Genomic DNA, 19,302 nt, shown 5'->3' with positions numbered 1-19,302 from the left:
GGCCGCCGCGCGCACCCGGACGGCCGCCCCGGCCGGTTCCGCGTCGGGGAGCGGTTCACGCGGCCCGGACGGCCTGGCGGGCGCGGGGGGTCAGAGCCGCGTACTCCAGCGGTGCCGAGGGGTCGACGGACACGTCGAGCGGGGCCGGTTCGGCGCCGGAGCGGACCAGCAGGTCGCCGACGGCGGCGATCATCGCGCCATTGTCGGTGCACAGCGTCAGGGACGGGACGCGCAGTTCGATCCCGGCGGAGGCACAGCGCTTCTCCGCCAGGGCCCGCACCCGCGAGTTGGCCGCCACTCCCCCGACCACGACCACGACCAGCGTGTTCACGTCGTACGCGCGGCACGCCGCGAGCGCCTTGCGGGTCAGCACGTCCGCCACGGCCTCCTGCAGGGCGGCCGCACCGTCGGCGACGGAGAGCTCCTCCCCGCGAAGCCGGTGGCCTTCGACCCAGCGGGCCGCCGCCGTCTTGAGTCCGGAGAAGGAGAAGGCGTACGGGTCGTCGCCCGGGCGGGTGAGCGGGCGCGGGAAGACCACCGCCCGCGGGTCGCCGTCCCGCGCCGCCTTGTCGATGGCCGGTCCCCCCGGGTAGGGCAGGCCCAGGATCCGGGCCACCTTGTCGAAGCACTCCCCCGCCGCGTCGTCCAGGGTGTCGCCCAGGTGCAGGATCGGCTCGCGGACGAGGTGCCGTACGAGGAGCAGGGAGGTGTGGCCGCCGGAGACGATCAGCACCACACAGGGTGAGGGCAGCGGTCCGTGTTCGAGGGTGTCGGCGGCGACGTGCCCGGCCAGGTGGTGGACGCCGTACAGCGGCACGCCGGCCGCGTACGCGAGGGACTTGGCGCCGGCCAGACCCACCTGGAGTGCGCCCGAGAGGCCGGGTCCGGTGGTGACGGCGACCGCATCGATCCGGTTCAGCCGCAGTCCGGCCTGGTCGAGGGCCTGCCGGACCACCGGGTTGAAGGACTGGAGGTGAGCGCGGGCGGCGATCTCGGGCACGATGCCGCCGAACCGGGCGTGCTCGTCCATGCTGCTCGCCACCACATGCCCGAGCAGCCTGCCGTCCCGCACGATCCCCACCCCGGTCTCGTCGCACGAGGACTCGATCCCCAGCACCACCGGTCCGCCCACAGCGCGCCCCCTCCTATTACCTGATAGACGCAACTGCAATATATTCGCAATAAGCACCGCCTCCGGACCGGCCTGCCCGAGGCCGCCGCCGTGCGGGTCAGAACATGGTGTTGTCGTTCTCCGAGGTGGGCGGGATGGCCTGCAGGACGTCCCAGTGCTCGACGATCTTCCCGTCCTCGTCGAGGCGGAAGATGTCGATGCCCGCGTACTCCTCCTCGGGCCAGGTCTGGTGGCAGTGCAGGATCACGTGGTCGCCCTCGGCGAAGACACGCTTGAACTCGACGCGCTTTCCGGGGTATTCGGCGGCCATGCGCTCGAAGTAGTCGATGAACGCCTGCTTGCCGTCGCCGACGTGCGGGTTGTGCTGGATGTAGGTGTCCCCGGCGTACGCGTCGATCGCCTCGGCCGGGCGGCACCGGTTGAACATCAGGTCGTAGAAGGCCTTGACCGTGGCCTTGTTCTTCTCGGGATCGGTCATGGCGCCACCGTAGGTTCACACCCGGCTCGGGCGCGGCGCACCGCGCCGGTCGGACGCATCCGGCCGACCGGCCGGCGGGGAGCCGCGCGGCGACCGCGCGGGCGGCCGTCGGCGAGCGGGAATCGCCTGCGAAGGGCTGAACGCAGGGTCCCTCCTGCGTAGGCTCGCTCCGGCGCCCCAATGATCGAGGAGGACCCCATGAACCCCGCCGGGGAAGGGCTACGGCAGCTGGACGCGGTCAGCGTCCTCAATGCGAAGGCGACACTCGTCCATCTCCTCGGCCGGGCGGGGGTCCACCCGGAACACGCGGAGGAGCTGATCGGACTCGTCCAGGCCGGCACACTCGCCGTCGCGCACACCGAGATCAGCAGGATCGGGGAGAGCGCCCCGCGGGAGAAGGGCGAGCCCTACGCGTCCGGCTGGCTCGACGGCGCGCACGCCGTCGGGGACGAGCTCGCCGACATCGCCGAGCGGGCATTGCGGGACGCGGTCGGCGCCGATCCGTCACAGGGCTCCGCGGACGCCCGTCGCCCGGTCGGGAGGATGGAGCTGGAGCGGGCGAAGGTGGCCGTCGGGACCCTCTACCCCTCGTTCGCCGCGGTCTCCGACCTCGATCCCGAGGTCTCCGAGCAGGTGCTCACCGCCGTCCTCGGCACGATGAGCACCCGGGAGCGCACCGGGTACGCAGGCCGGCTGACGCGGTTCGCCTCGGCCCACCGCGTCCACCTGGAACGGCTGTACGCGGAGTACGGGCCCGGCAGCGCCATCGCGATCCACGGCCGCTACTCCCTCCTCCACTCCCCCACCAGCATCGCCGTCTTGGAACGCCTCGTCACGGAGCCGTCCGCGCTGCGGGAGGAGTGGGACGCGGCCGAACTGCCGCCTGCCTGGCTTGAGGGGATGACGAGGGCCTGGGACTCGGCCGCCTGACCCCGGCGACCGGCGCGAACCGCCGGTGCGGCCTCGGGTCCGGTCAGCCGGGTGTCAGGAGCAGCGGGACCGGATCGCCGTCGGCCCAGCCGGGCGGGATCGCGGCCAGCGCGTCGGCCACGGCGGCCCCTCGGAGGAACGCCGCGCCGTGTCCGTCGGTGATCCTGGCTCCCGGCCCGTCCCAGGTGGCGGGCACCAGCCGGGTCAGTCCGGGAGCGGGCCGGACCGGTCCCGTGACGGGTACCTGCGGAAGCGGACCGAGCGTACGCCCCGACAGGCCGGCGATCAGCGGGCCGAGCAGCGTGTGGGCGGCGACCAGGGCGGCGTACGGGTTCCCGGGCAGCCCCACCACCCAGCGGCCCGGGTCCAGTTCCGTGAGCAGCATGGGATGTCCGGGGCGGCAGGCGACCGTGTCGACGACCATCCGGGCGCCGGCCTCGTCCAGCAGGCGGCGCAGCTGGTCCGTGGCGCCGACCGACGTGGACCCCGTGACCACCACGACATCGCCGCTCCGCAGCGCCTGGACGGCCTCGGCCAGCAGCCCCGCCGGCCGATCGGGAACGTGCCGCACCGGGCAGCTCTCGCCGCCCAGCGAGGTGACCAGCACCGGCAGGAGCGGCCCGAGCGCATCGCGGACCCGTCCGGGGCCCGGTCGGCCCGCGTGCTCCAGCTCGTCCCCCGTGATCAGTACGCCGACCCGGGGCCGCGGCCGTACCTCCAGCGTGTCGTGGCCGCAGGAAGCGGCGAGCCCGACCAGCGCCGGGCCGATCCTCGTACCCGCCGGCGCGAGGCAGCCACCGGCCGGTGAGTCCTCGCCCGTCCTGCGGATGTGGCGACCGGGCGGCAGCGCCGGGCCCGACACCCGGTCACCGCCGCCGCCCGACGCAGACTCCAGCGGCAGCACGGCGCACGCCCCGGCCGGGACCTGGGCTCCGGTGGAGATCTCCACGCAGTCCCCGGCGCCCAGCACGCCCGACCAGGCCGCACCGGCGCGGACGGCCCCGCGGACGCGCCAGGGACCGGGGCCTGCCACCGCGTAGCCGTCCATGGCGGCCGTGTCGAATGACGGGAGCGGATGCAGGGCGCGCAACTCCGCGGCCAGCGTGAGCCCCGCGGCCTCGGCCAGGGGCACCGTACGGGGGGCCACCGGCCCGGGCGCACCGTGCGCCAGCATCCGGGCCCGCGCCCAGGACACCGCGTGATGCCCTGGCGGCGCGTCGGATGCAAGGACGGGGGCCGGGGTGGTGGCGGGGGCAGGGGCGGTGGCGGGGCCGGACGGGGCGGTGGCGGTCGCGGGAGGCATGGTCCGACCTTCGCCCCGCGGCGTTTCCGGGCGTCACCGGGAGGGTTGCCGCGGCGCTCCGATCCGCTCACCGTCCGCGGGCCGCGGAAGTGAGGCGGAGGTGAGGCTCTTCGCGGAGCGGGCGGCCTGTCAGCGACCCCGGCGGGCGTTGAGCCGGGCGGCCTGCCGGGTCAGGTGGTCGCGCTCGGCGAGGTCGGGCGCCTTGTGGGCCGCCTCGGCGTAGAGCCGTGCCGCCGTCGCCAGGTCGCCGTCGCGCTCGTGGAGGTACGCCGCCACCGCGGTGTGGCGGGGCAGTGCGGCGTCCAGCGCCGCGAGCGCCGCCAGTCCGGCGCGCGGGCCGTCGGCCTCGCCTACGGCCACCGCGCGGTTGAGCCGGACGACCGGGCTGTCGGTCAGGCGCACGAGCTCGTCGTACCACTCGACGATCTGCACCCAGTCGGTCTCCTCGGCGGTGGGCGCGTCGGCGTGGAGTGCCGCGATGGCGGCCTGGGCCTGGAACTCGCCCAGCCGGTCGCGGGCGAGGGCCGCCTGGAGGATCTCGACGCCCTCGGCGATCGCCCCGGTGTCCCACCGGCCCCGGTCCTGCTCGGCGAGCGGCACCAGGCTGCCGTCGGGCGCGGTCCGGGTGGCGCGCCGGGCGTGGTGGAGCAGCATGAGGGCGAGCAGCCCGGCCACCTCGGGGTGGTCGATCGCGGCGGCGAGCTGCCGGGTGAGCCGGATGGCCTCGGCGGCGAGGTCGACATCGCCGGAGTAGCCCTCGTTGAAGACCAGGTAGAGGACGCGCAGCACGGTGGCGACATCGCCGGGCCGGTCGAACCGCACGCCGGAGACGGTGCGCTTGGCACGGCTGATCCGCTGCGCCATGGTCGCCTCGGGCACCAGGTAGGCCTGGGCGATCTGGCGGGTGGTCAGCCCGCCGACGGCGCGCAGCGTGAGCGCGACCGCGGACGACGGCGTCAGCGACGGGTGGGCGCACAGGAAGTAGAGCTGGAGCGTGTCGTCCGCCGCGGGTGCGGGGCCGGGCGCCGGCTCCTCGTCGACGCGGTCCTCACGCCGGCGGCGGGCGGCGTCCGACCGGGTCGCGTCGAGGAACTTGCGCCAGGCCACGGTGACCAGCCACCCCTTGGGGTCCCGAGGAGGGTCGGCCGGCCAGCTGCGGATTGCCTCGACCAGCGCGTCCTGTACGGCGTCCTCGGCCGCCGCGAAATCGGCTCCGCGGCGGACGAGGATCGCGAGCACGCTCGGCGTGAGGCTCCGGAGCAGGGCTTCGTCCATCGGGGTGGTCACTCCGTGATGGTGGGCGGCGCGGCCAGGAACGGGCGCACCTCCAGCCACTCGTGAATCGGCTTCCCGCCCGCCCCGGGGGCGGCCGACAGCTCCCCGGCCAGCTCGACGGCGCGCTCGTAGCTGTCGACGTCGATCACCATCCAGCCGGCGATGAGGTCCTTGGTCTCGGCGAACGGGCCGTCGGTGACCGGCGGGCGACCCTCGCCGTCGTAGCGGACCCATGCGCCTTCGGGGGCGAGCGCCTGACCGTCGACGAACTCGCCCGTCCCCTCAAGGCGGGCCGCGAAATCGTTCATGTACTGCACGTGGGCCGAGATCTCCTCCGGCGTCCACTGGTCCATGGGCACGTCGTTGGCCGGGGCCGGAGCGCCGCGGTAGTGCTTGAGCAGCAGGTACTTGGCCATGGTGTCTCTCCTCGGTGCGGGTGCGGCGCGACCCATTGTGGTCGCGTTCACCCCGGGGACGGAGCCGGTCGGGGGTTCTCGACATCGTCGTCCGAAGTTTTTTTGCGACGCGGCGATCCCACCGAACAGAACGGTCTGGCATATGCGTGCCTGAGTGCCACATCCCCGTGGGGGATGCCGGTCAATACGGCCGGTCCGGTTCGAATGTGCGGACTCGTAGACGGCTCAGCGGCCGGCGGAGCGACGACGTCGACCGCAAAGACGAGGTGGACCTCCGCCGCACGTCGGCTTGACCGATGGACCTACGGCGACATAGCTTCTGCCGCACCGGTTCGTGGGTTCATGGAAGGAGGCGAAGTCGGATGTCGATCATCTCCGACGTGCGTCGCCTCGCCCACGAGACCGCCTGGGCTCCGGGCCGTGTAGCACACGGCTGCTGAGCAGCCCCTTTTTCCCGGCGTGCCCGACTGCGGCCCCGGCACCTTCCGATCTCTTTTCGCCGGCTGCGGCACGTCGTTGCGTGCGGATTCACGCGCCGGGCTCTCGACCTGCGCCACCGCAACAGAAAGCTTTCAAAATGGCGACTAGGACCATCCGATCGACCGCGCTCCGAAACGAGGACGTGCCATGGTAGCGGCGCGGATCACGGTCAACGGGAAAGAAGCACCGATTTCACCGGCCGCACCCCACACCACGGTGCTGGATTTCCTGCGCGAGCGCGGCCTCACCGGAACGAAGGAGGGCTGCGCCGAGGGGGAATGCGGCGCCTGTTCGGTCCTGGTGGCCCGTCCCGGGGTGAACAAGCCCACCGACTGGGTGGCGGTCAACGCCTGCCTGGTCCCCGTCGCGGCACTCGACGGTCAGGAGCTGATCACCTCCGAGGGGCTCGCCACCGCCGGCGAGCCCGGTACGGCTCCCACGCTGCACCCGGTGCAGCAGGAGATGGCGGTCCGCGGCGGCTCCCAATGCGGTTACTGCACACCGGGATTCATCTGCAGCATGGCCGCCGAGTACTACCGGCCCGAGCGCTGCGCGCACGCGGAAGCGGACTCGGACTCGGGATCGGGCTCGGACCTGGGATCGGGCGACGGCACCGACTCCGAGCACGGTCCGAACGGTTTCGATCTGCACGCGCTGAGCGGAAACCTGTGCCGCTGCACCGGTTACCGCCCGATCCGCGATGCCGCGTTCGCCGTCGGTACGCCCCCCGAGGACGACCCCCTGGCGCAGCGTCGCGAGCAGTCCCCTACGGCCCCGGCCGCCACCGCATACACCCAGGACGGAGCCGCGTTCCTGCGACCGGGCACCCTGTCCGAAGCACTGCAGCTGTTGCGCGAGCAGCCGGACGCGGTGGTGGTCGCGGGAAGCACCGACTGGGGGGTGGAGGTGAACATCCGTTTCCACAGGGCGGATTGCGTCGTCGCCGTCGACCGGCTGCCCGAACTCAGGGAGCTGCGGGTCGCATCCGACCACATCGAGATCGGGGCGGCGCAGACCCTCACCGAGATCGAACGCCGCCTCGACGGCAGCGTCCCGCTGCTGGCAGAGCTGTTCCCGCAGTTCGCGTCCCGGCTCATCCGCAACAGCGCGACCCTCGGCGGCAACCTGGGTACCGGCTCCCCCATCGGCGACAGCCCGCCGGTGCTGCTCGCACTGGAGGCGTCGGTGGTGCTCGCCCACCCCGACGGCGAGCGCGAGGTCCCGCTGGCGGACTACTTCACCGGCTACCGGCAGAGCGTGCGCCGGCCCGGCGAGCTGATCCGCTCGGTGCGCATCCCGCTGCCGCTGTCGCCGGTCGCGGCCTTCCACAAGATCGCCAAACGGCGCTTCGACGACATCTCCAGCGTGGCGGTCGCCTTCGCACTCGACATCGAGGACGGGATCGTCCGCAAGGCACGCATCGGCCTGGGCGGCGTGGCCGCCACCCCGATCCGCGCCCTCGCCACCGAGGCGGCCCTGGAGGGCAAGCCGTGGGCAGCCCGGACCGTCGAGGCCGCGGCCCAGGTGCTGCGGGCCCAGGGCACGCCGATGGACGACCACCGCGCCAGCGCCGACTACCGCGCTGCGATGCTCGGCCAGAGCCTGCTGAAGTTGTACGTACGAACCACCGAGGCGGTGTCGTCATGAGCCATTTGTCCGAGCGTCCCGAAAAGCCCGTCGTCGGCGTTTCGATGCCGCACGAGAGCGCCACCCTGCACGTCACCGGCACCGCGCTCTACACCGACGACCTGGTCTCCCGCACCAAGGACGTGCTGCACGCCCACCCGGTCCAGGTCATGAAGGCCCACGGCAGGATCACCGCGTTGCGCACCGGGCCGGCGCTCGCCGTACCCGGCGTGGTCCGCGTGCTGACCGGTGCCGACGTACCCGGCGTCAACGATGCCGGCATGAAGCACGACGAACCGCTGTTCCCCGACGAGGTCATGTTCCACGGCCACGCGGTCGCCTGGGTGCTCGCCGAGACCCTGGAGGCGGCCCGGCTCGGTGCCGCGGCCGTCGAGGTGGAACTCGACGAACGGCCCTCCCTGATCACCCTGCGGGAGGCGATCACGGCCGAGAGCTTCCACGGCGCCCGGCCCGTGATGCTGACCGGCGACGTCGACGCCGGTTTCGCCGACTCCGCGCACGTCTTCAGCGGCGAGTTCCAGTTCTCCGACCAGGAGCACTTCTACCTCGAAACGCACGCGGCGCTGGCCCTGATCGACGAGAACGGTCAGGTGTTCGTCCAGAGCAGCACCCAGCATCCTTCGGAGACGCAGGAAATCGTCGCGCACGTGCTCGGCCTGCACAGCCACGAGGTGACCGTGCAGTGCCTGCGGATGGGTGGCGGCTTCGGCGGCAAGGAGATGCAGCCGCACGGGTTCGCCGCCGTCGCCGCGCTCGGCGCCAAGCTGACCGGCCGACCGGTCCGGGTGCGGCTCAACCGGACCCAGGACCTGACCATGTCCGGCAAGCGCCACGGGTTCCACGCCGAGTGGAAGATCGGCTTTGACGCCGAGGGCCGCATCCAGGCCCTGGACGCCACCTTGACCGCGGACGGCGGCTGGAGCCTGGACCTGTCGGAGCCGGTGGTGGCCCGTGCACTGTGCCACATCGACAACACCTACTGGATTCCCCACGCGCGCATCGCCGGTCGCATCGCCAAGACCAACAAGGTCTCCAACACCGCCTTCCGCGGCTTCGGCGGACCGCAGGGCATGCTGGTGATCGAGGACATCATGGGCCGGTGCGCGCCGCTGCTCGGGCTGGATCCCATGGAGCTGCGGGAGCGCAACTTCTACCGGCAGGGCCAGTCGACGCCGTACGGGCAGCCGGTCGCCCACCCCGAACGGATCTCCACCGTCTGGCAGCAGGTCCAGGCGGACGCCGGCATCGCCGACCGCCGGCGCGAGATCGCGGCGTTCAATGCCGCGCACCCGCACACCAAGCGGGCGCTCGCGGTCACCGGCATCAAGTTCGGAATCTCGTTCAACCTCACCGCCTTCAACCAGGCCGGCGCGCTGGTGCTGATCTACAAGGACGGCTCGGTCCTGATCAACCACGGCGGCACCGAGATGGGGCAGGGCCTGCAGACCAAGATGCTGCAGGTGGCCGCCACCACCCTGGGTATCCCGCTGCACAAGGTGCGGCTGGCCCCGACGCGGACCGACAAGGTGCCCAACACCTCGGCCACCGCCGCCAGTTCCGGCGCGGATCTCAACGGTGCGGCGGTGAAGAACGCCTGCGAGCAGTTGCGCGAGCGGCTGCTTCAGGTGGCCGGCACCCAGCTGGGAACGAACGCCTCGGACGTGCGCATCGTCGAAGGCGTCGCGCGCGCCCTCGGCAGCGACAAGGAGCTGGCCTGGGACGACCTGGTGCGCACCGCGTACTTCCAGCGGGTCCAGCTGTCGGCGGCTGGTTTCTACCGGACCGAGGGTCTGCACTGGGACGCGAAGACGTTCCAGGGCTCGCCGTTCAAGTACTTCTCCTACGGCGCCGCCGCGACCGAGGTGGAGGTGGACGGCTTCACCGGCGCGTACCGCATCCGGCGGGTGGACATCGTGCACGACGTCGGCGACAGCCTGTCCCCGATGATCGACATCGGTCAGGTGGAAGGCGGTTTCGTGCAGGGCGCCGGCTGGCTGACGCTGGAGGACCTGCGCTGGGACACCGGTGACGGACCGAACCGCGGCCGGCTGCTGACCCAGGCCGCGAGCACCTACAAGCTGCCGAGCTTTTCGGAGATGCCCGAGGAGTTCAAGGTAAGGCTGCTGGAGAACGCCACCGAGGAGGGCGCGGTCTACGGCTCCAAGGCGGTGGGCGAGCCCCCGCTGATGCTGGCGTTCTCGGTACGGGAAGCACTGCGGCAGGCGGCCGCGGCGTTCGGGGCCGCCGGAGTCAGCGTGGAACTCGCCTCCCCCGCGACACCGGAGGCGGTGTACTGGGCGATCGAAGCGGCCCGCGGAGGCGGCGCGCAGCGGGACGGCCACGCCCGCAACGGGAACGGGATCCCCACCGACGCGAGCGCTTTCAGCAATGCCTGACATGACCTGGGTGACCGCGGTCGCGCGGTTGCGGGCACGCCGGGAACCCGGCGTGCTCGTGACCGTCGCGACCGTGCGCGGCCACGCGCCCCGCCGGGCCGGCGCGAAACTCGTCGTGGGCGAGAACGAGACCTGGGGCTCGATCGGCGGCGGCAACATCGAGGCCGTCGCGATCGATCGGGCCCGCGAGCTGATCGGCGTGCCCGATGCGGACGCGGAGCTGATGGAGTTCGCCCTCAACGACAAGGTCACCAGCCGACACGGCGTGCAGTGCTGCGGCGGAGCCGTCAGCGTACTGCTCGAACCGCTGCCGGTGGTCCACGCGGTGGCCGTCTTCGGCGTCGGGCACGTCGGGCTGGAACTGGCGCGCATCCTGGCCCGCCACGACCTCGATCTGCACCTGATCGACACCCGCCCCGACGTACTCGCCGAGGAACGGCTCGGCGGGCTCGCGGATGCGGTGGCACGGATCCACGTGCACCACACACCACTGCTTCCGGAGGAGGTGCTCACGGAGCTACCGCCCGGCACCCACGTCCTGATCATGACCCACGACCACGCGGAGGACGCCGCGCTGTGCGACGCCGCCCTGCGCACCGCCGGTCTCGGCTCGATCGGATTGATCGGCTCGGCCGCGAAATGGGCGCGGTTCCGGCAGCGCCTGTCCACCGAGGGCGGCCACGACGCCGCCACCATCGACCGGGTCAAGACCCCCATCGGCCTGACCGGGATCACCGGCAAGGAACCCGCCACGATCGCGGTGAGCGTCGCGGCGGACCTGCTGCGCACCTTCGAACAGGACCGCCCGTGGTCGGCGCCGAACGCTCTCGCCGCCGTTCCCGTACGCTCCGCTGGCGATTAGGCCCGCGGGACGCGGTCCTTCGCGTACCGCGCCAACGGACGCGCGTGGTCAGAGGGGCTGGAGCCGGTCGCGCAGGAGGCAGAACTCGTTGCCTTCCGGGTCGGCCAGGACGTGCCAGCTCTCGGTACCGGTCTGGCCGACGTCGACGGGCCTGGCGCCGAGAGCCAGCAGCCGCTCCAGCTCGGCGTCCTGGTCGCGGTCGGTGGCGTTGACGTCGATGTGCAGTGGGAGCTTCCCGGTCCGTGGGTCGCTGCCGGAACTGAGGACGAGGGCGGGCTGCGGGCCGCCGTCGGGCGGCCCGATCGCGATGCTTCCGTCGTCCTCGCGGCCGATTTCGACGTAACCGAGGACCTCGCTCCAGAACGCGGCGAGCCGGTCGGGATCGGCGCAGTCGATGACCAACTCACTGATGCGGCATGCCATGCCCGCCAGTGTACGTACGACCCGGCAGCCGATCACCGGCCGCGTACCGGAGGGGCGTTGTCCGGACGGCTTCGAGATCGAGCGGGCACACGGCACGCGGACGGGTGCGGATCCACACCTTGACGACCAGTCATGCTCGCGCTGCCGTACGCGTACGACATCCGGCGCAGCACCCTCGACCCGCTCATCAGGTCCCGTGCGGCGCAGACCCCCGGCGTCGATCTGCTCCCCGGCCACCAGGTGACCGGGCTGGTCCGGGAAGCCGGGCGAACCGTGGGGGTGCGCGCGTGGAACGGCTGATGTTTCAGCGGCAGCGCGCGACGAGTCGTGACCGGCTCGCCTCCCACTCTGGTGTGTGGCATGCAGGTCAGCAGCCGCCGGGGGCCGCGGTCAGGGTGCCGATGGTGAGGGTGGCCGGCGCGGCGCAGCATCCGCCGGCGTTCTGCTCGGCGGCCTCCGGCCGGTCGAAGAGGCCGGCGCCGCCGCAGACGCCGGTTTCGGGGAGGGTGAGTTCGACGCGTTCGGCGGCTTGGCGGTCGCCGGCGAGGTGGGCGGCGATGGAGCGGACCTGCTCGTAGCCGGTCATGGCCAGGAAGGTCGGGGCGCGGCCGTAGGACTTCACGCCGACGAGGTAGAGGTCCTTCTCGGGGTGAGAGAGCTCGTTGCGGCCGTGGGGAGGGACGGTGCCGCAGGAGTGCTGGTTGGGGTCGATCAGCGGGGCCAGGGCGAGGGGGGCCTGGAGGCGTTCGTCGAGGCCGAGGCGGAGTTCGTCCAGGAACGACAGGTCGGGGCGGAGGCCGGTCAGCACGATCACCTCGTCCACCGCGTGCAGACGACGGCCGTCCTCACCGACCAGGACCAGGCGGCCCTCCCCGTCCCGCTCGATGGCTTCCGTACGGAAGCCGGTGGCGGCGTCGGCGTAGCCACCGTCGACGGCGGCCTTGGCCGCCAGGCCGAGGGCACCGCGGGCGGGGAGCCGGTCGGCTTCTCCGCCGCCGAAGGTGGAGCCGGAGATCCCGCGGCGAAGGATCCAGGTGGTGTGCGTGCCGGTGCCGTCGTCGGCCTTGGCGAGGTCGGCGAGGGAGGCGAGTGCGGTGAAGGCGGAGGCGCCGGAGCCGATGACGGCGGTGCGCTTGCCCGCGTACCGGGCCCGGACGGCGGGGTCGGTGAGGTCGGGGACGCGGTAGGCGATCCGGTCCGCGGCCGCCTTCTCCCCGAGCGCCGCGAGGCCGCTGGCGCCGGCGGGGCCGGGGGTGGACCAGGTGCCGGAGGCGTCGACGACGGCGCGGGCGAAGAGGCGTTCCTCGCGGCCGCCATGGGTCTCGATGTGGACGACGAAGGGCTGCTGCTCACGGTCGGCGTCGACGAGCCGGTCACGGCCGGCACGGGAGACCCCGGTGACGCGGGCGCCGTAGCGGACGCGGTCGCCGAGGGCGTCGGCGAGGGGCTGGAGGTAGAGCTCGGCCCAGTCCCCGCCGGCGGGGTACGTCGCGCTGTCGGGCTTGGTCCAGCCGGTCGGCGCGAGGAGCTTCTCGGCGGCCGGGTCGACGACTTCACCCCAGGTGGAGAACAGGCGCACGTGCGACCACTCGCGCACTGCGGCGCCGGCGGCCGGCCCGGCTTCCAGGATCAGTGGCTCGATGCCGTACTCGGTCAGGTGGGCGGCCGCGGCCAGTCCTACGGGGCCGGCACCGATCACGACGACGGGAAGTTCGACGGTGGTCTTGCTCATGGGCATGTCTCCGGCTTTCGTGCAGGCGGGTGGGTGGAGCTTCGCTTCGTCAGCAGCAGTCGGCGCCGGTGGCGACGGCTTCGCGCTTGGCCTGCGGGTCGCAGCAGGCTCCGGCCGCTTCGGCGCGCCCGCTGGTGCCGCAGCACGGCGAGGATCCTGCGGGAGCCGTCTCAGCGGCGGGCTCCACGGTGACCGGGGCGCAACAGGAGGCCGCGGTTTCGGGGGCGGGAATGACCGGTTCGTGCATGACGACTCCCTCATTGTTTAGATGACTGTCGATGTCCTGTGTGGCCAGCATGACACCTGCTTCGATGGACGTCAAGATAGAAGCTTGTCGAATTAACCGATCTGATTCGACATGTGTCAACATAGGCGCATGTCGAATGCGAAGGTTCTGCCGCTCTTGGAGACCGAGGCCGTCGTGCGGTGCTGCCCTCCGCTGAACGAGCGCCCCATGTCCGCGGACGAGGCCGAAGTCGCAGCGAAGATGTTCAAGGCCCTCGGCGACCCCGTCCGCCTGCGCCTGTTCTCCGCCGTCGCCTCCCACGAAGGCGGCGAGGCGTGCGTGTGCGACATCTCCGACGTCGGCGTCTCCCAGCCGACCGTCTCCCACCACCTCAAGAAGCTGAAGGAGGCGGGACTGCTGTCCTCCGAGCGGCGCGGCACGTGGGTGTACTACCGCGTCGAGCCGTCCGTGCTCGCCGCAATGGGCACGCTCCTGGCCGGCGCCGCCAAGGCGACCGGGTGAGCCGGGTGCGGATCGAGGCGCTGCTGCCCGAGCACGCCGAGCAGGTCCTCGCGATCTACCAGGCCGGGATCGACGAAGGCAATGCCACCTTCGAGACCCGGGCCCCGGTCTGGGAGGTCTTTGACCATGGCAGGCTGCCCCGGCACCGCCACGTCGCCCTCGACGACGCCGACGCCGTGCTGGGGTGGGTGGCCGCGAGCGCGGTCTCGGACCGGTGCGCGTACGCCGGAGTGGTCGAGCACTCCGTCTACGTCCACCCCGACGCCCGCGGCCGCGGCGTCGCCCGCACGTTGCTGGACACCCTGATCGCCTCCACCGAGGCCGCAGGGATCTGGACCATCCAGTCCGGGATCTTCCCCGAGAACACCGCCAGCCTCGCCCTCCACCAGCGCGCGGGCTTCCGCGTCATCGGCACGCGCGAGCGGATCGGCCGACATCACGGCGTGTGGCGGGACGTGGTCCTGCTGGAACGCCGCAGCACCGTGGTGATGTGAGCCGCGCTGCACCTTCAGGCGTGGAGCCGCCATCCGGTCCCGGAGGTCCGGACTCGGCTCAGCGGCCGAGCTCGCCCGTCACGACTGAGCCGAGCAGGTCCCGGATCCCGCGGACGACTCGTTGCCGCCCTTCCCGTCCATGAAGATCAACGCGACCAGACCGAGTCCGGCCACCGCCCCGACCAGCTGCATGCCGATGAACCCGGCCACCGAGGACGGGGCGATCCCGGCGAAGCTGTCGGTGAACGCACGGCCGATGGTGACCGCAGGATTCGCGAAGGAGGTGGAGGAGGTGAACCAGTACGCGGCACCGATGTAGGAGGCCACCGCAACCGGCGCGAACCGCAGCCGGTCCGTACGCGCGAGGCCGAAGACCAGCAGGACCAGACCCGCGGTCGCCACCACCTCGCCGAGGAGCAGGTTCCCCGCCGAGCGGTCGTGCGTGGACCACTTCACCAGCGGCTCACCGAACATGGCATCCGCCAGGATCGCCCCCGCGATCGCACCTGCGATCTGGGAGGGCACGTACGCGGCCAGCTCGCGCGCGGTCAGCCCGGCGCCGCCGCGGCGCGCCGTCCACCACTCGGCCAGGCTCACGGCCGGGTTGAAGTGGGCGCCGGACACCGGGCCGAGGAGAGCGATCAGGACGCCGAGACCGAAGACGGTGGCGGTGGAGTTGGCCAGCAGCTGCAAGGCGACGTCATCGGTCAGCCCGCTCGCCTGGATGCCGGAGCCGACCACGATCGCCACGAGGGCGGCGGTCCCGACGAGTTCCGCGGCCGCGCGGGCGACCAGGGGTTTGCGGCGCGGGGTCGCGCCGGGCGCGGGCTGCGGAGGCGGGCCGGCGGCCATGGCGTCGCTCACAACGGGTCCGGCGGCGGTCAAGACGGCGTTCTCCTCGGGCAGGTGGGGCACAGCGGGGTTACGGGCAGGACCGCTTGAGGTTCGCTTCGGCGGCGGCACGCGCGGTCCGGGCGAGGTCGGCGAACTGACCGGCGAGCAATTCGATGACGTCCGGGCGCAGGCGGTAGTAGGTGAACCTCCCGCACGGCTCCGTGTCAACGATCCCGGCCTCGCGCAGCACCTTCATGTGGTTGGACAGGTTCGTCTGCTTCGCACCCGTCTCCTCCACGAGGTGAGTGGTGCACAGCGTCTCCCGCGCGAGGAGGGTCACGATCCGGAGCCTGAGCGGGTCGGCCAGAACCCGCATCAGTTCAGTGTCGACCGACGTCATCATGCGCCTGATACTGTCACATCACCGATGGCTGATATCAGCCTGGGCTGAACCCCGCCGCAACCCGATGACCTGCCGCAGCCTGCATGCCGTGAAGGAAGAACGATGCCTCCCCGCCCGCTCGCGTCCGTCCTGTTCGTCTGCATCCACAACGCGGGCCGCTCCCAGATGGCCGCCGGCTTCCTGCGGCACCTCGCGGGCGACCGCGTCGAGGTCCGCTCCGCCGGCTCTCTGCCCGGCGACCAGGTCAACCCGGCGGCCGTCGCCGCGATGGCCGAGCTCGGCATCGACATCTCCGACCAGAAGCCGAAGGTCCTCACCCCCGAGGCCGCCCAGGCCTCGGACTACATCATCACCATGGGCTGCGGCGACGCCTGCCCGTACTTCCCCGGCAAGACTTACCTCGACTGGCCGTTGGAAGACCCCGCCGGCCAGGGCGTCGAGGCCGTCCGCCCCATCCGCGACGAGATCAGGACCCTCATCGAGGGCCTGATCGCCGAAATCGACGCCGAGAACGCATGAACTCTTCGTGACTCCTGGTCACCCGGTCGGTGCGGGACGACCTCGACGAACCGGCCCCCATAGGGCGGGACCTCCGGCCATCGTTCGCAGACGGCTTGAGTAAGAGCCCGCAGCGGACCCTCCGGCGTCGGCACCAGGAAGAGCACATCGGGGAACCGCCCGAGGCCTTCGAACCGAACGTCGAAGGCGCAGTGCGCACCAACGACCAACTCGAGCGCGCCGAGCACGTCGGCATCGATGCGGCCATGGTCCAGAAATGGATAGAGTACCGTCACGTGCGCCGGAAGCGTGGCTCCGGCCGAGGAGTCGAACCGCTGGCGCCATTGGCCGACGAGCGGCTCGGCTTCAGGCACCTTGACCAACAGCACCGTTTCTTTCCGAATCCGTCGAACCGCAACTACGGCGAGGCGCTTGGCTTCCCCGCGCACCGTATTGCGGCAGCTCGTACCGCCTGCCTTGGTCCGGTCTCGCGTCCCCCCGTATCGCGGCTGGAGGCCCGTTTCGCCGAGGTGCTTGGGGGCTCACTGCTCCCCTAGAGTCATCCACTTCTCCGGTTTCTCCAGTGATGCGAAGCCCACCTTGGCGTAGACCGCGTGCGCGTCCGCCGTGGCCAGCAGGATTCGACGCAGGCCGTAAGGAGAAAGATGGTCCCGGATCGCAGTGGCCAGAGCGGTTCCCAGGCCCTTGCCACGTGCGTCGCGTGCGATGTAGACGTCACACAACCAGGCGAAGGTGGCCGAGTCAGTGACAACACGGGCATAACCGACCTGGGCGCCTGAGGCGCTGTCGTAGACACCGAAGTTGAGGGAACAGGCGATCGCCATGTCCTGCTTTTCCCTGGATCGACCAACGGCCCAGTAGGAGTCCTGTGACAGCCACTGGTGGATCAGCGCAGGATCGAGGCGGGCGGGGTCTGCGGATATCTCATATCCGGTAGGAAGTTCAGCGTTCATGAGTGTATTGATCCAGTCTGTGCAACTGACCATCCGGGCGCGGAATCCGGCATCCGAGTCCGGCCCGTGTTGTCCTGCTCTTATGGACGTCGAATCGGCTTCGGCGGCTAGGAATCTGAGCATGGGTCTTCCCCTGACGAGATGCGGCTTACGTTTGCTGTGCCAGTGCCACTGGCTGGGGGAACTCTCGGCGCAACCGCCTCGCGATCTAGAGACGTCGTTGCTGCGGATGTCCGTCAGCTGTGCCCGCCTCGGCAGTATCAGTCGCGCCGCAGCCGCGCTCGGGTACAGCCAGCCGGCCCTCAGCCAGCAGCTGCGGAAGCTCGAACGCTCCGTCGGGCAGCCACTGCTGCACCGCACGGCCACCGTAGGGAGCCCGACCAAGGCCGGCGAGGCATTGCTGCCCTATGCCGAGCGGATCCTGGCCCTGTCTGCCCAGGCTCTCACCGCAACCAGGCGAACGGTGACGGGGCATGTTTTCGAAAGCACCAGCCTGGCCGCCGTGCAAGCCGCCGTCCGGGCCGGCCTCGGCGCTGCGGCTCTACTGCCCGCCTGCGTGGAACCCGGCACCGCCGCGTACGGCGGCCTGCCAGAACTCCCTGACGTCGAACTGGGTCTCATAAGGCGGACAGGCACGGAAGGCGATCCGCTCATCGACGCGGTCGAAGACGTGCTCAGACGTCTGGCCTGACAAGAGCAGGGCCCCCGCGGCTCATGCGGTCACAGCACCAACTGCTCAGCAGCCCCGAGCAGTGCCTGCCGTGTGGCTTTGATGGTGGGGTGCTGGCCGCCTCCGCGACGCACGGCAGTGAGCAGTCTGCGCCTGTGATGAGCCCGTGGCAGTGGCTGTATGGGGACGGTCGGGGGACGGCCGCGCCATGCCAAACCCGGAAGCAGCGCGGCCGCATGACCCTGTTCGGCGAGCCGCAGATGCAGGAAGTGATCGGTGGACTCGTACCGGATGTCCGGTTCGAAGCCTGCTTCGCGGCACAGTGCCATAGACCAGCGGCGAGCGACGGTTCCCTCGGGCTCCATGATCCACGGCTGTCCTGCCAGGCTGAGGAGCGCCTCCATGGGGTCGGCCACGCCCCCGATGGTCGGATGAGCCAGATGCAGGGTGTCCTCACACAACTCCTCCTGCTCCACCTCCGCGGGCCGTGGACCGGGAATGCCGGGGTACTCCACGTCGATGATCAGATCGAAGTCACGCGCCAGCAGAGCAGAAATGGCCCTTTCCCGCTCCATCTGAGTGAGATGGACACGCAGCAGCGGATGAGCGGCATGCAACAAGGTCAGCGCGGGGGGGACCAGGGCCAGCGCCGCACTCTGAAAGGAAGCGATGCGGAGTGTTCCGGTCAAATCGGTCAAGGATGTCGCGATGTCGGTCTCTGCGCGTTCCAACCGCTCCAGGACAGCCTCGGTGTGGGCAACGAGGATCTCCGCCTGTTGGGTGAGGCGTACCCGCCGACCGACGTGTTCCAGTAGCCGGACGCCGACCTCGGATTCCAGCAGCGACAACTGCTGGGAAATGGTCGATGGACTGTAGGACAAGGCAGCGGCAACGGCGGCCAGCGTGCCACGGTGCTTGAGTTCCCTGAGAAGTCTGAGCCGGTGAAGATCGAACATGACAGCGCCTGAAACAGCTGGCTTCCTCTTGGAGAGCTTGTTCCGGACGCGCAGAGTGTGATGTCACGCTACGCCTCGCGGTTGACTCGGGCTGACGGCGGCGGATTGCAAGGATCAGCGCCGCCGGTTCTAGGGCTGGGTGCCGTATCGAGGGGTGTGCGGTGGCCAGGAATCCCTGGGGCGCGGTCGGATCGTAAGGCGACCACCGGGCCATTGAAGAGCGTTACGAGGTCACGTTGCATGCGTCCTGGGCAGGTTGGCGGCACGTATCAGGCAGGTGCACGCCACTGATGCCTGGGCGGGCCGCCCCGGTGGGTCGCCGTCGAGGTCATGGCCTGGCTTGGGCGTCCTCGGCTGCCCTGCGCATGCCGGCCACCCGGCCGCGCACGCCGAACCACCCCGCGACGAGAGCCCCGACGATCAGTGGCACACACAGCACGGTGGTCCGTGCGGCCCCGCCGTCGGCATACATCAGCACCAGGACGGAGGCCAGGAAGCCGAGGGTCACGATCTCGGTCCACGGCGAGCCGGGCAGCCGGTAGCCAGGACGCGTCAACTCGCCCTGCTGCGTCTTCCGCCAGAAGAGCAGGTGGCAGATCATGATCATGCCCCACGTGGCCAGGATGCCGATCGCCGCGAAGTTCAGGACGA

21 protein-coding genes and 2 pseudogenes are annotated in these 19,302 nt (G+C 71.1%); 9 read left to right on the top strand and 14 right to left on the bottom strand.

Annotated elements, in window-relative coordinates:
* Window positions 1-55 precede the first annotated feature (55 nt).
* Entirely contained in the window at window positions 56-1,132 is a 1,077-nt protein-coding gene (gene tsaD / locus AC0666_RS09770; RefSeq protein WP_478707379.1) for a tRNA (adenosine(37)-N6)-threonylcarbamoyltransferase complex transferase subunit TsaD, read from the bottom strand.
* A 97-nt stretch (window positions 1,133-1,229) separates the two neighbouring features.
* Window positions 1,230-1,610 (bottom strand): nuclear transport factor 2 family protein, encoded by a 381-nt coding sequence (locus tag AC0666_RS09765; RefSeq protein ID WP_361723197.1) that lies wholly within the window; start codon window positions 1,608-1,610, stop codon window positions 1,230-1,232.
* A gap of 198 nt (window positions 1,611-1,808) precedes the next feature.
* On the opposite strand from AC0666_RS09765, the gene AC0666_RS09760 reads away from it, so the two are divergent.
* Window positions 1,809-2,540 (top strand): hypothetical protein, encoded by a 732-nt coding sequence (locus AC0666_RS09760; RefSeq protein WP_468973199.1) that lies wholly within the window; start codon window positions 1,809-1,811, stop codon window positions 2,538-2,540.
* Between the two features lie 43 nt (window positions 2,541-2,583).
* Here the strand turns inward: AC0666_RS09760 and AC0666_RS09755 are convergent, their stop codons facing one another.
* From AC0666_RS09755 to AC0666_RS09745, 3 genes are all read right to left on the bottom strand, one after another.
* Window positions 2,584-3,843: a molybdopterin molybdotransferase MoeA gene (locus AC0666_RS09755; protein ID WP_478707378.1), complete on the bottom strand. Its 1,260-nt coding sequence runs from the start codon at window positions 3,841-3,843 to the stop codon at window positions 2,584-2,586.
* Between the two features lie 129 nt (window positions 3,844-3,972).
* Window positions 3,973-5,118: an RNA polymerase sigma factor gene (locus AC0666_RS09750; RefSeq protein WP_478707554.1), complete on the bottom strand. Its 1,146-nt coding sequence runs from the start codon at window positions 5,116-5,118 to the stop codon at window positions 3,973-3,975.
* An 8-nt stretch (window positions 5,119-5,126) separates the two neighbouring features.
* The gene (locus AC0666_RS09745) at window positions 5,127-5,534 is read right to left on the bottom strand and encodes a YciI family protein (protein WP_361723206.1); all 408 of its coding nucleotides are present in this window, start codon (window positions 5,532-5,534) and stop codon (window positions 5,127-5,129) included.
* A gap of 627 nt (window positions 5,535-6,161) precedes the next feature.
* Between AC0666_RS09745 and AC0666_RS09740 the strand changes: the two genes are divergently transcribed.
* From AC0666_RS09740 to xdhC, 3 genes are read left to right on the top strand one after another with little or no spacing between them, the layout of a single operon-like run.
* Window positions 6,162-7,661, top strand: coding sequence for a xanthine dehydrogenase small subunit (locus tag AC0666_RS09740; RefSeq protein WP_478707377.1), 1,500 nt, complete (start codon window positions 6,162-6,164; stop codon window positions 7,659-7,661).
* Window positions 7,658-10,057 carry a xanthine dehydrogenase molybdopterin binding subunit gene (xdhB, locus tag AC0666_RS09735; protein WP_478707376.1) on the top strand — a complete coding sequence of 800 codons (2,400 nt, stop codon included), beginning with the start codon at window positions 7,658-7,660 and terminating at the stop codon, window positions 10,055-10,057. The genes AC0666_RS09740 and xdhB overlap by 4 nt, the downstream gene beginning before the upstream one ends.
* A 1-nt stretch (window position 10,058) precedes the next feature.
* Window positions 10,059-10,919 (top strand): xanthine dehydrogenase accessory protein XdhC, encoded by an 861-nt coding sequence (gene xdhC / locus AC0666_RS09730; protein ID WP_468973210.1) that lies wholly within the window; start codon window positions 10,059-10,061, stop codon window positions 10,917-10,919.
* Between the two features lie 48 nt (window positions 10,920-10,967).
* On the opposite strand, the gene AC0666_RS09725 is transcribed toward xdhC, so the two are convergent.
* Window positions 10,968-11,342, bottom strand: coding sequence for a VOC family protein (locus AC0666_RS09725; protein WP_468973213.1), 375 nt, complete (start codon window positions 11,340-11,342; stop codon window positions 10,968-10,970).
* A gap of 132 nt (window positions 11,343-11,474) precedes the next feature.
* Here AC0666_RS09725 and AC0666_RS09720 point away from each other — a divergent pair, with 132 nt between their 5' ends.
* Window positions 11,475-11,642 carry a hypothetical protein gene (locus AC0666_RS09720; RefSeq protein WP_468973216.1) on the top strand — a complete coding sequence of 56 codons (168 nt, stop codon included), beginning with the start codon at window positions 11,475-11,477 and terminating at the stop codon, window positions 11,640-11,642.
* Window positions 11,643-11,709: 67 nt separating this feature from the next.
* Here AC0666_RS09720 and AC0666_RS09715 read toward each other — a convergent pair whose 3' ends face one another.
* The gene (locus tag AC0666_RS09715) at window positions 11,710-13,074 is read right to left on the bottom strand and encodes an NAD(P)-binding domain-containing protein (RefSeq protein WP_468973219.1); all 1,365 of its coding nucleotides are present in this window, start codon (window positions 13,072-13,074) and stop codon (window positions 11,710-11,712) included.
* A 49-nt stretch (window positions 13,075-13,123) separates the two neighbouring features.
* Window positions 13,124-13,321, bottom strand: coding sequence for a hypothetical protein (locus AC0666_RS09710; RefSeq protein WP_478707375.1), 198 nt, complete (start codon window positions 13,319-13,321; stop codon window positions 13,124-13,126).
* 129 nt (window positions 13,322-13,450) lie between these two features.
* On the opposite strand from AC0666_RS09710, the gene AC0666_RS09705 reads away from it, so the two are divergent.
* Window positions 13,451-13,822 (top strand): ArsR/SmtB family transcription factor, encoded by a 372-nt coding sequence (locus tag AC0666_RS09705; RefSeq protein WP_468973223.1) that lies wholly within the window; start codon window positions 13,451-13,453, stop codon window positions 13,820-13,822.
* Complete coding sequence (locus AC0666_RS09700; RefSeq protein ID WP_478707374.1) at window positions 13,819-14,316, top strand: N-acetyltransferase family protein; 498 nt, start codon at window positions 13,819-13,821, stop codon at window positions 14,314-14,316. The genes AC0666_RS09705 and AC0666_RS09700 overlap by 4 nt, the downstream gene beginning before the upstream one ends.
* A 78-nt stretch (window positions 14,317-14,394) precedes the next feature.
* On the opposite strand, the gene AC0666_RS09695 is transcribed toward AC0666_RS09700, so the two are convergent.
* Window positions 14,395-15,201: an aquaporin gene (locus AC0666_RS09695; protein ID WP_478707373.1), complete on the bottom strand. Its 807-nt coding sequence runs from the start codon at window positions 15,199-15,201 to the stop codon at window positions 14,395-14,397.
* A 37-nt stretch (window positions 15,202-15,238) separates the two neighbouring features.
* A complete protein-coding gene (locus tag AC0666_RS09690) occupies window positions 15,239-15,553 on the bottom strand; it encodes an ArsR/SmtB family transcription factor (RefSeq protein WP_468973230.1) in 315 nt (104 codons plus the stop codon).
* Window positions 15,554-15,655: 102 nt separating this feature from the next.
* Here AC0666_RS09690 and AC0666_RS09685 point away from each other — a divergent pair, with 102 nt between their 5' ends.
* Entirely contained in the window at window positions 15,656-16,072 is a 417-nt protein-coding gene (locus AC0666_RS09685) for an arsenate reductase ArsC (protein ID WP_478707372.1), read from the top strand.
* Window positions 16,073-16,161: 89 nt separating this feature from the next.
* On the opposite strand, the pseudogene AC0666_RS09680 reads toward AC0666_RS09685, so the two are convergent.
* Both AC0666_RS09680 and AC0666_RS09675 read right to left on the bottom strand, forming a co-directional pair.
* A pseudogene (locus AC0666_RS09680) lies at window positions 16,162-16,425 on the bottom strand (2'-5' RNA ligase family protein); the annotation flags it as partial.
* Window positions 16,426-16,593: 168 nt separating this feature from the next.
* Window positions 16,594-17,025: a GNAT family N-acetyltransferase gene (locus tag AC0666_RS09675; RefSeq protein WP_468973236.1), complete on the bottom strand. Its 432-nt coding sequence runs from the start codon at window positions 17,023-17,025 to the stop codon at window positions 16,594-16,596.
* 121 nt (window positions 17,026-17,146) lie between these two features.
* Between AC0666_RS09675 and AC0666_RS09670 the strand changes: the two genes are divergently transcribed.
* A complete protein-coding gene (locus AC0666_RS09670; RefSeq protein WP_478707371.1) occupies window positions 17,147-17,716 on the top strand; it encodes a LysR family transcriptional regulator in 570 nt (189 codons plus the stop codon).
* Window positions 17,717-17,745: 29 nt separating this feature from the next.
* On the opposite strand, the gene AC0666_RS09665 is transcribed toward AC0666_RS09670, so the two are convergent.
* A complete protein-coding gene (locus AC0666_RS09665; protein WP_478707370.1) occupies window positions 17,746-18,651 on the bottom strand; it encodes a LysR substrate-binding domain-containing protein in 906 nt (301 codons plus the stop codon).
* A 328-nt stretch (window positions 18,652-18,979) separates the two neighbouring features.
* Window positions 18,980-19,302 (bottom strand): annotated as a pseudogene (locus tag AC0666_RS09660) (amino acid permease); the annotation flags it as partial.

It is taken from the genome of Streptomyces sp. NPDC043680 (assembly GCF_056436685.1).
Note: the sequence above shows the minus strand (reverse complement) of the source record. Positions and strands in the feature narration are given on the sequence as shown.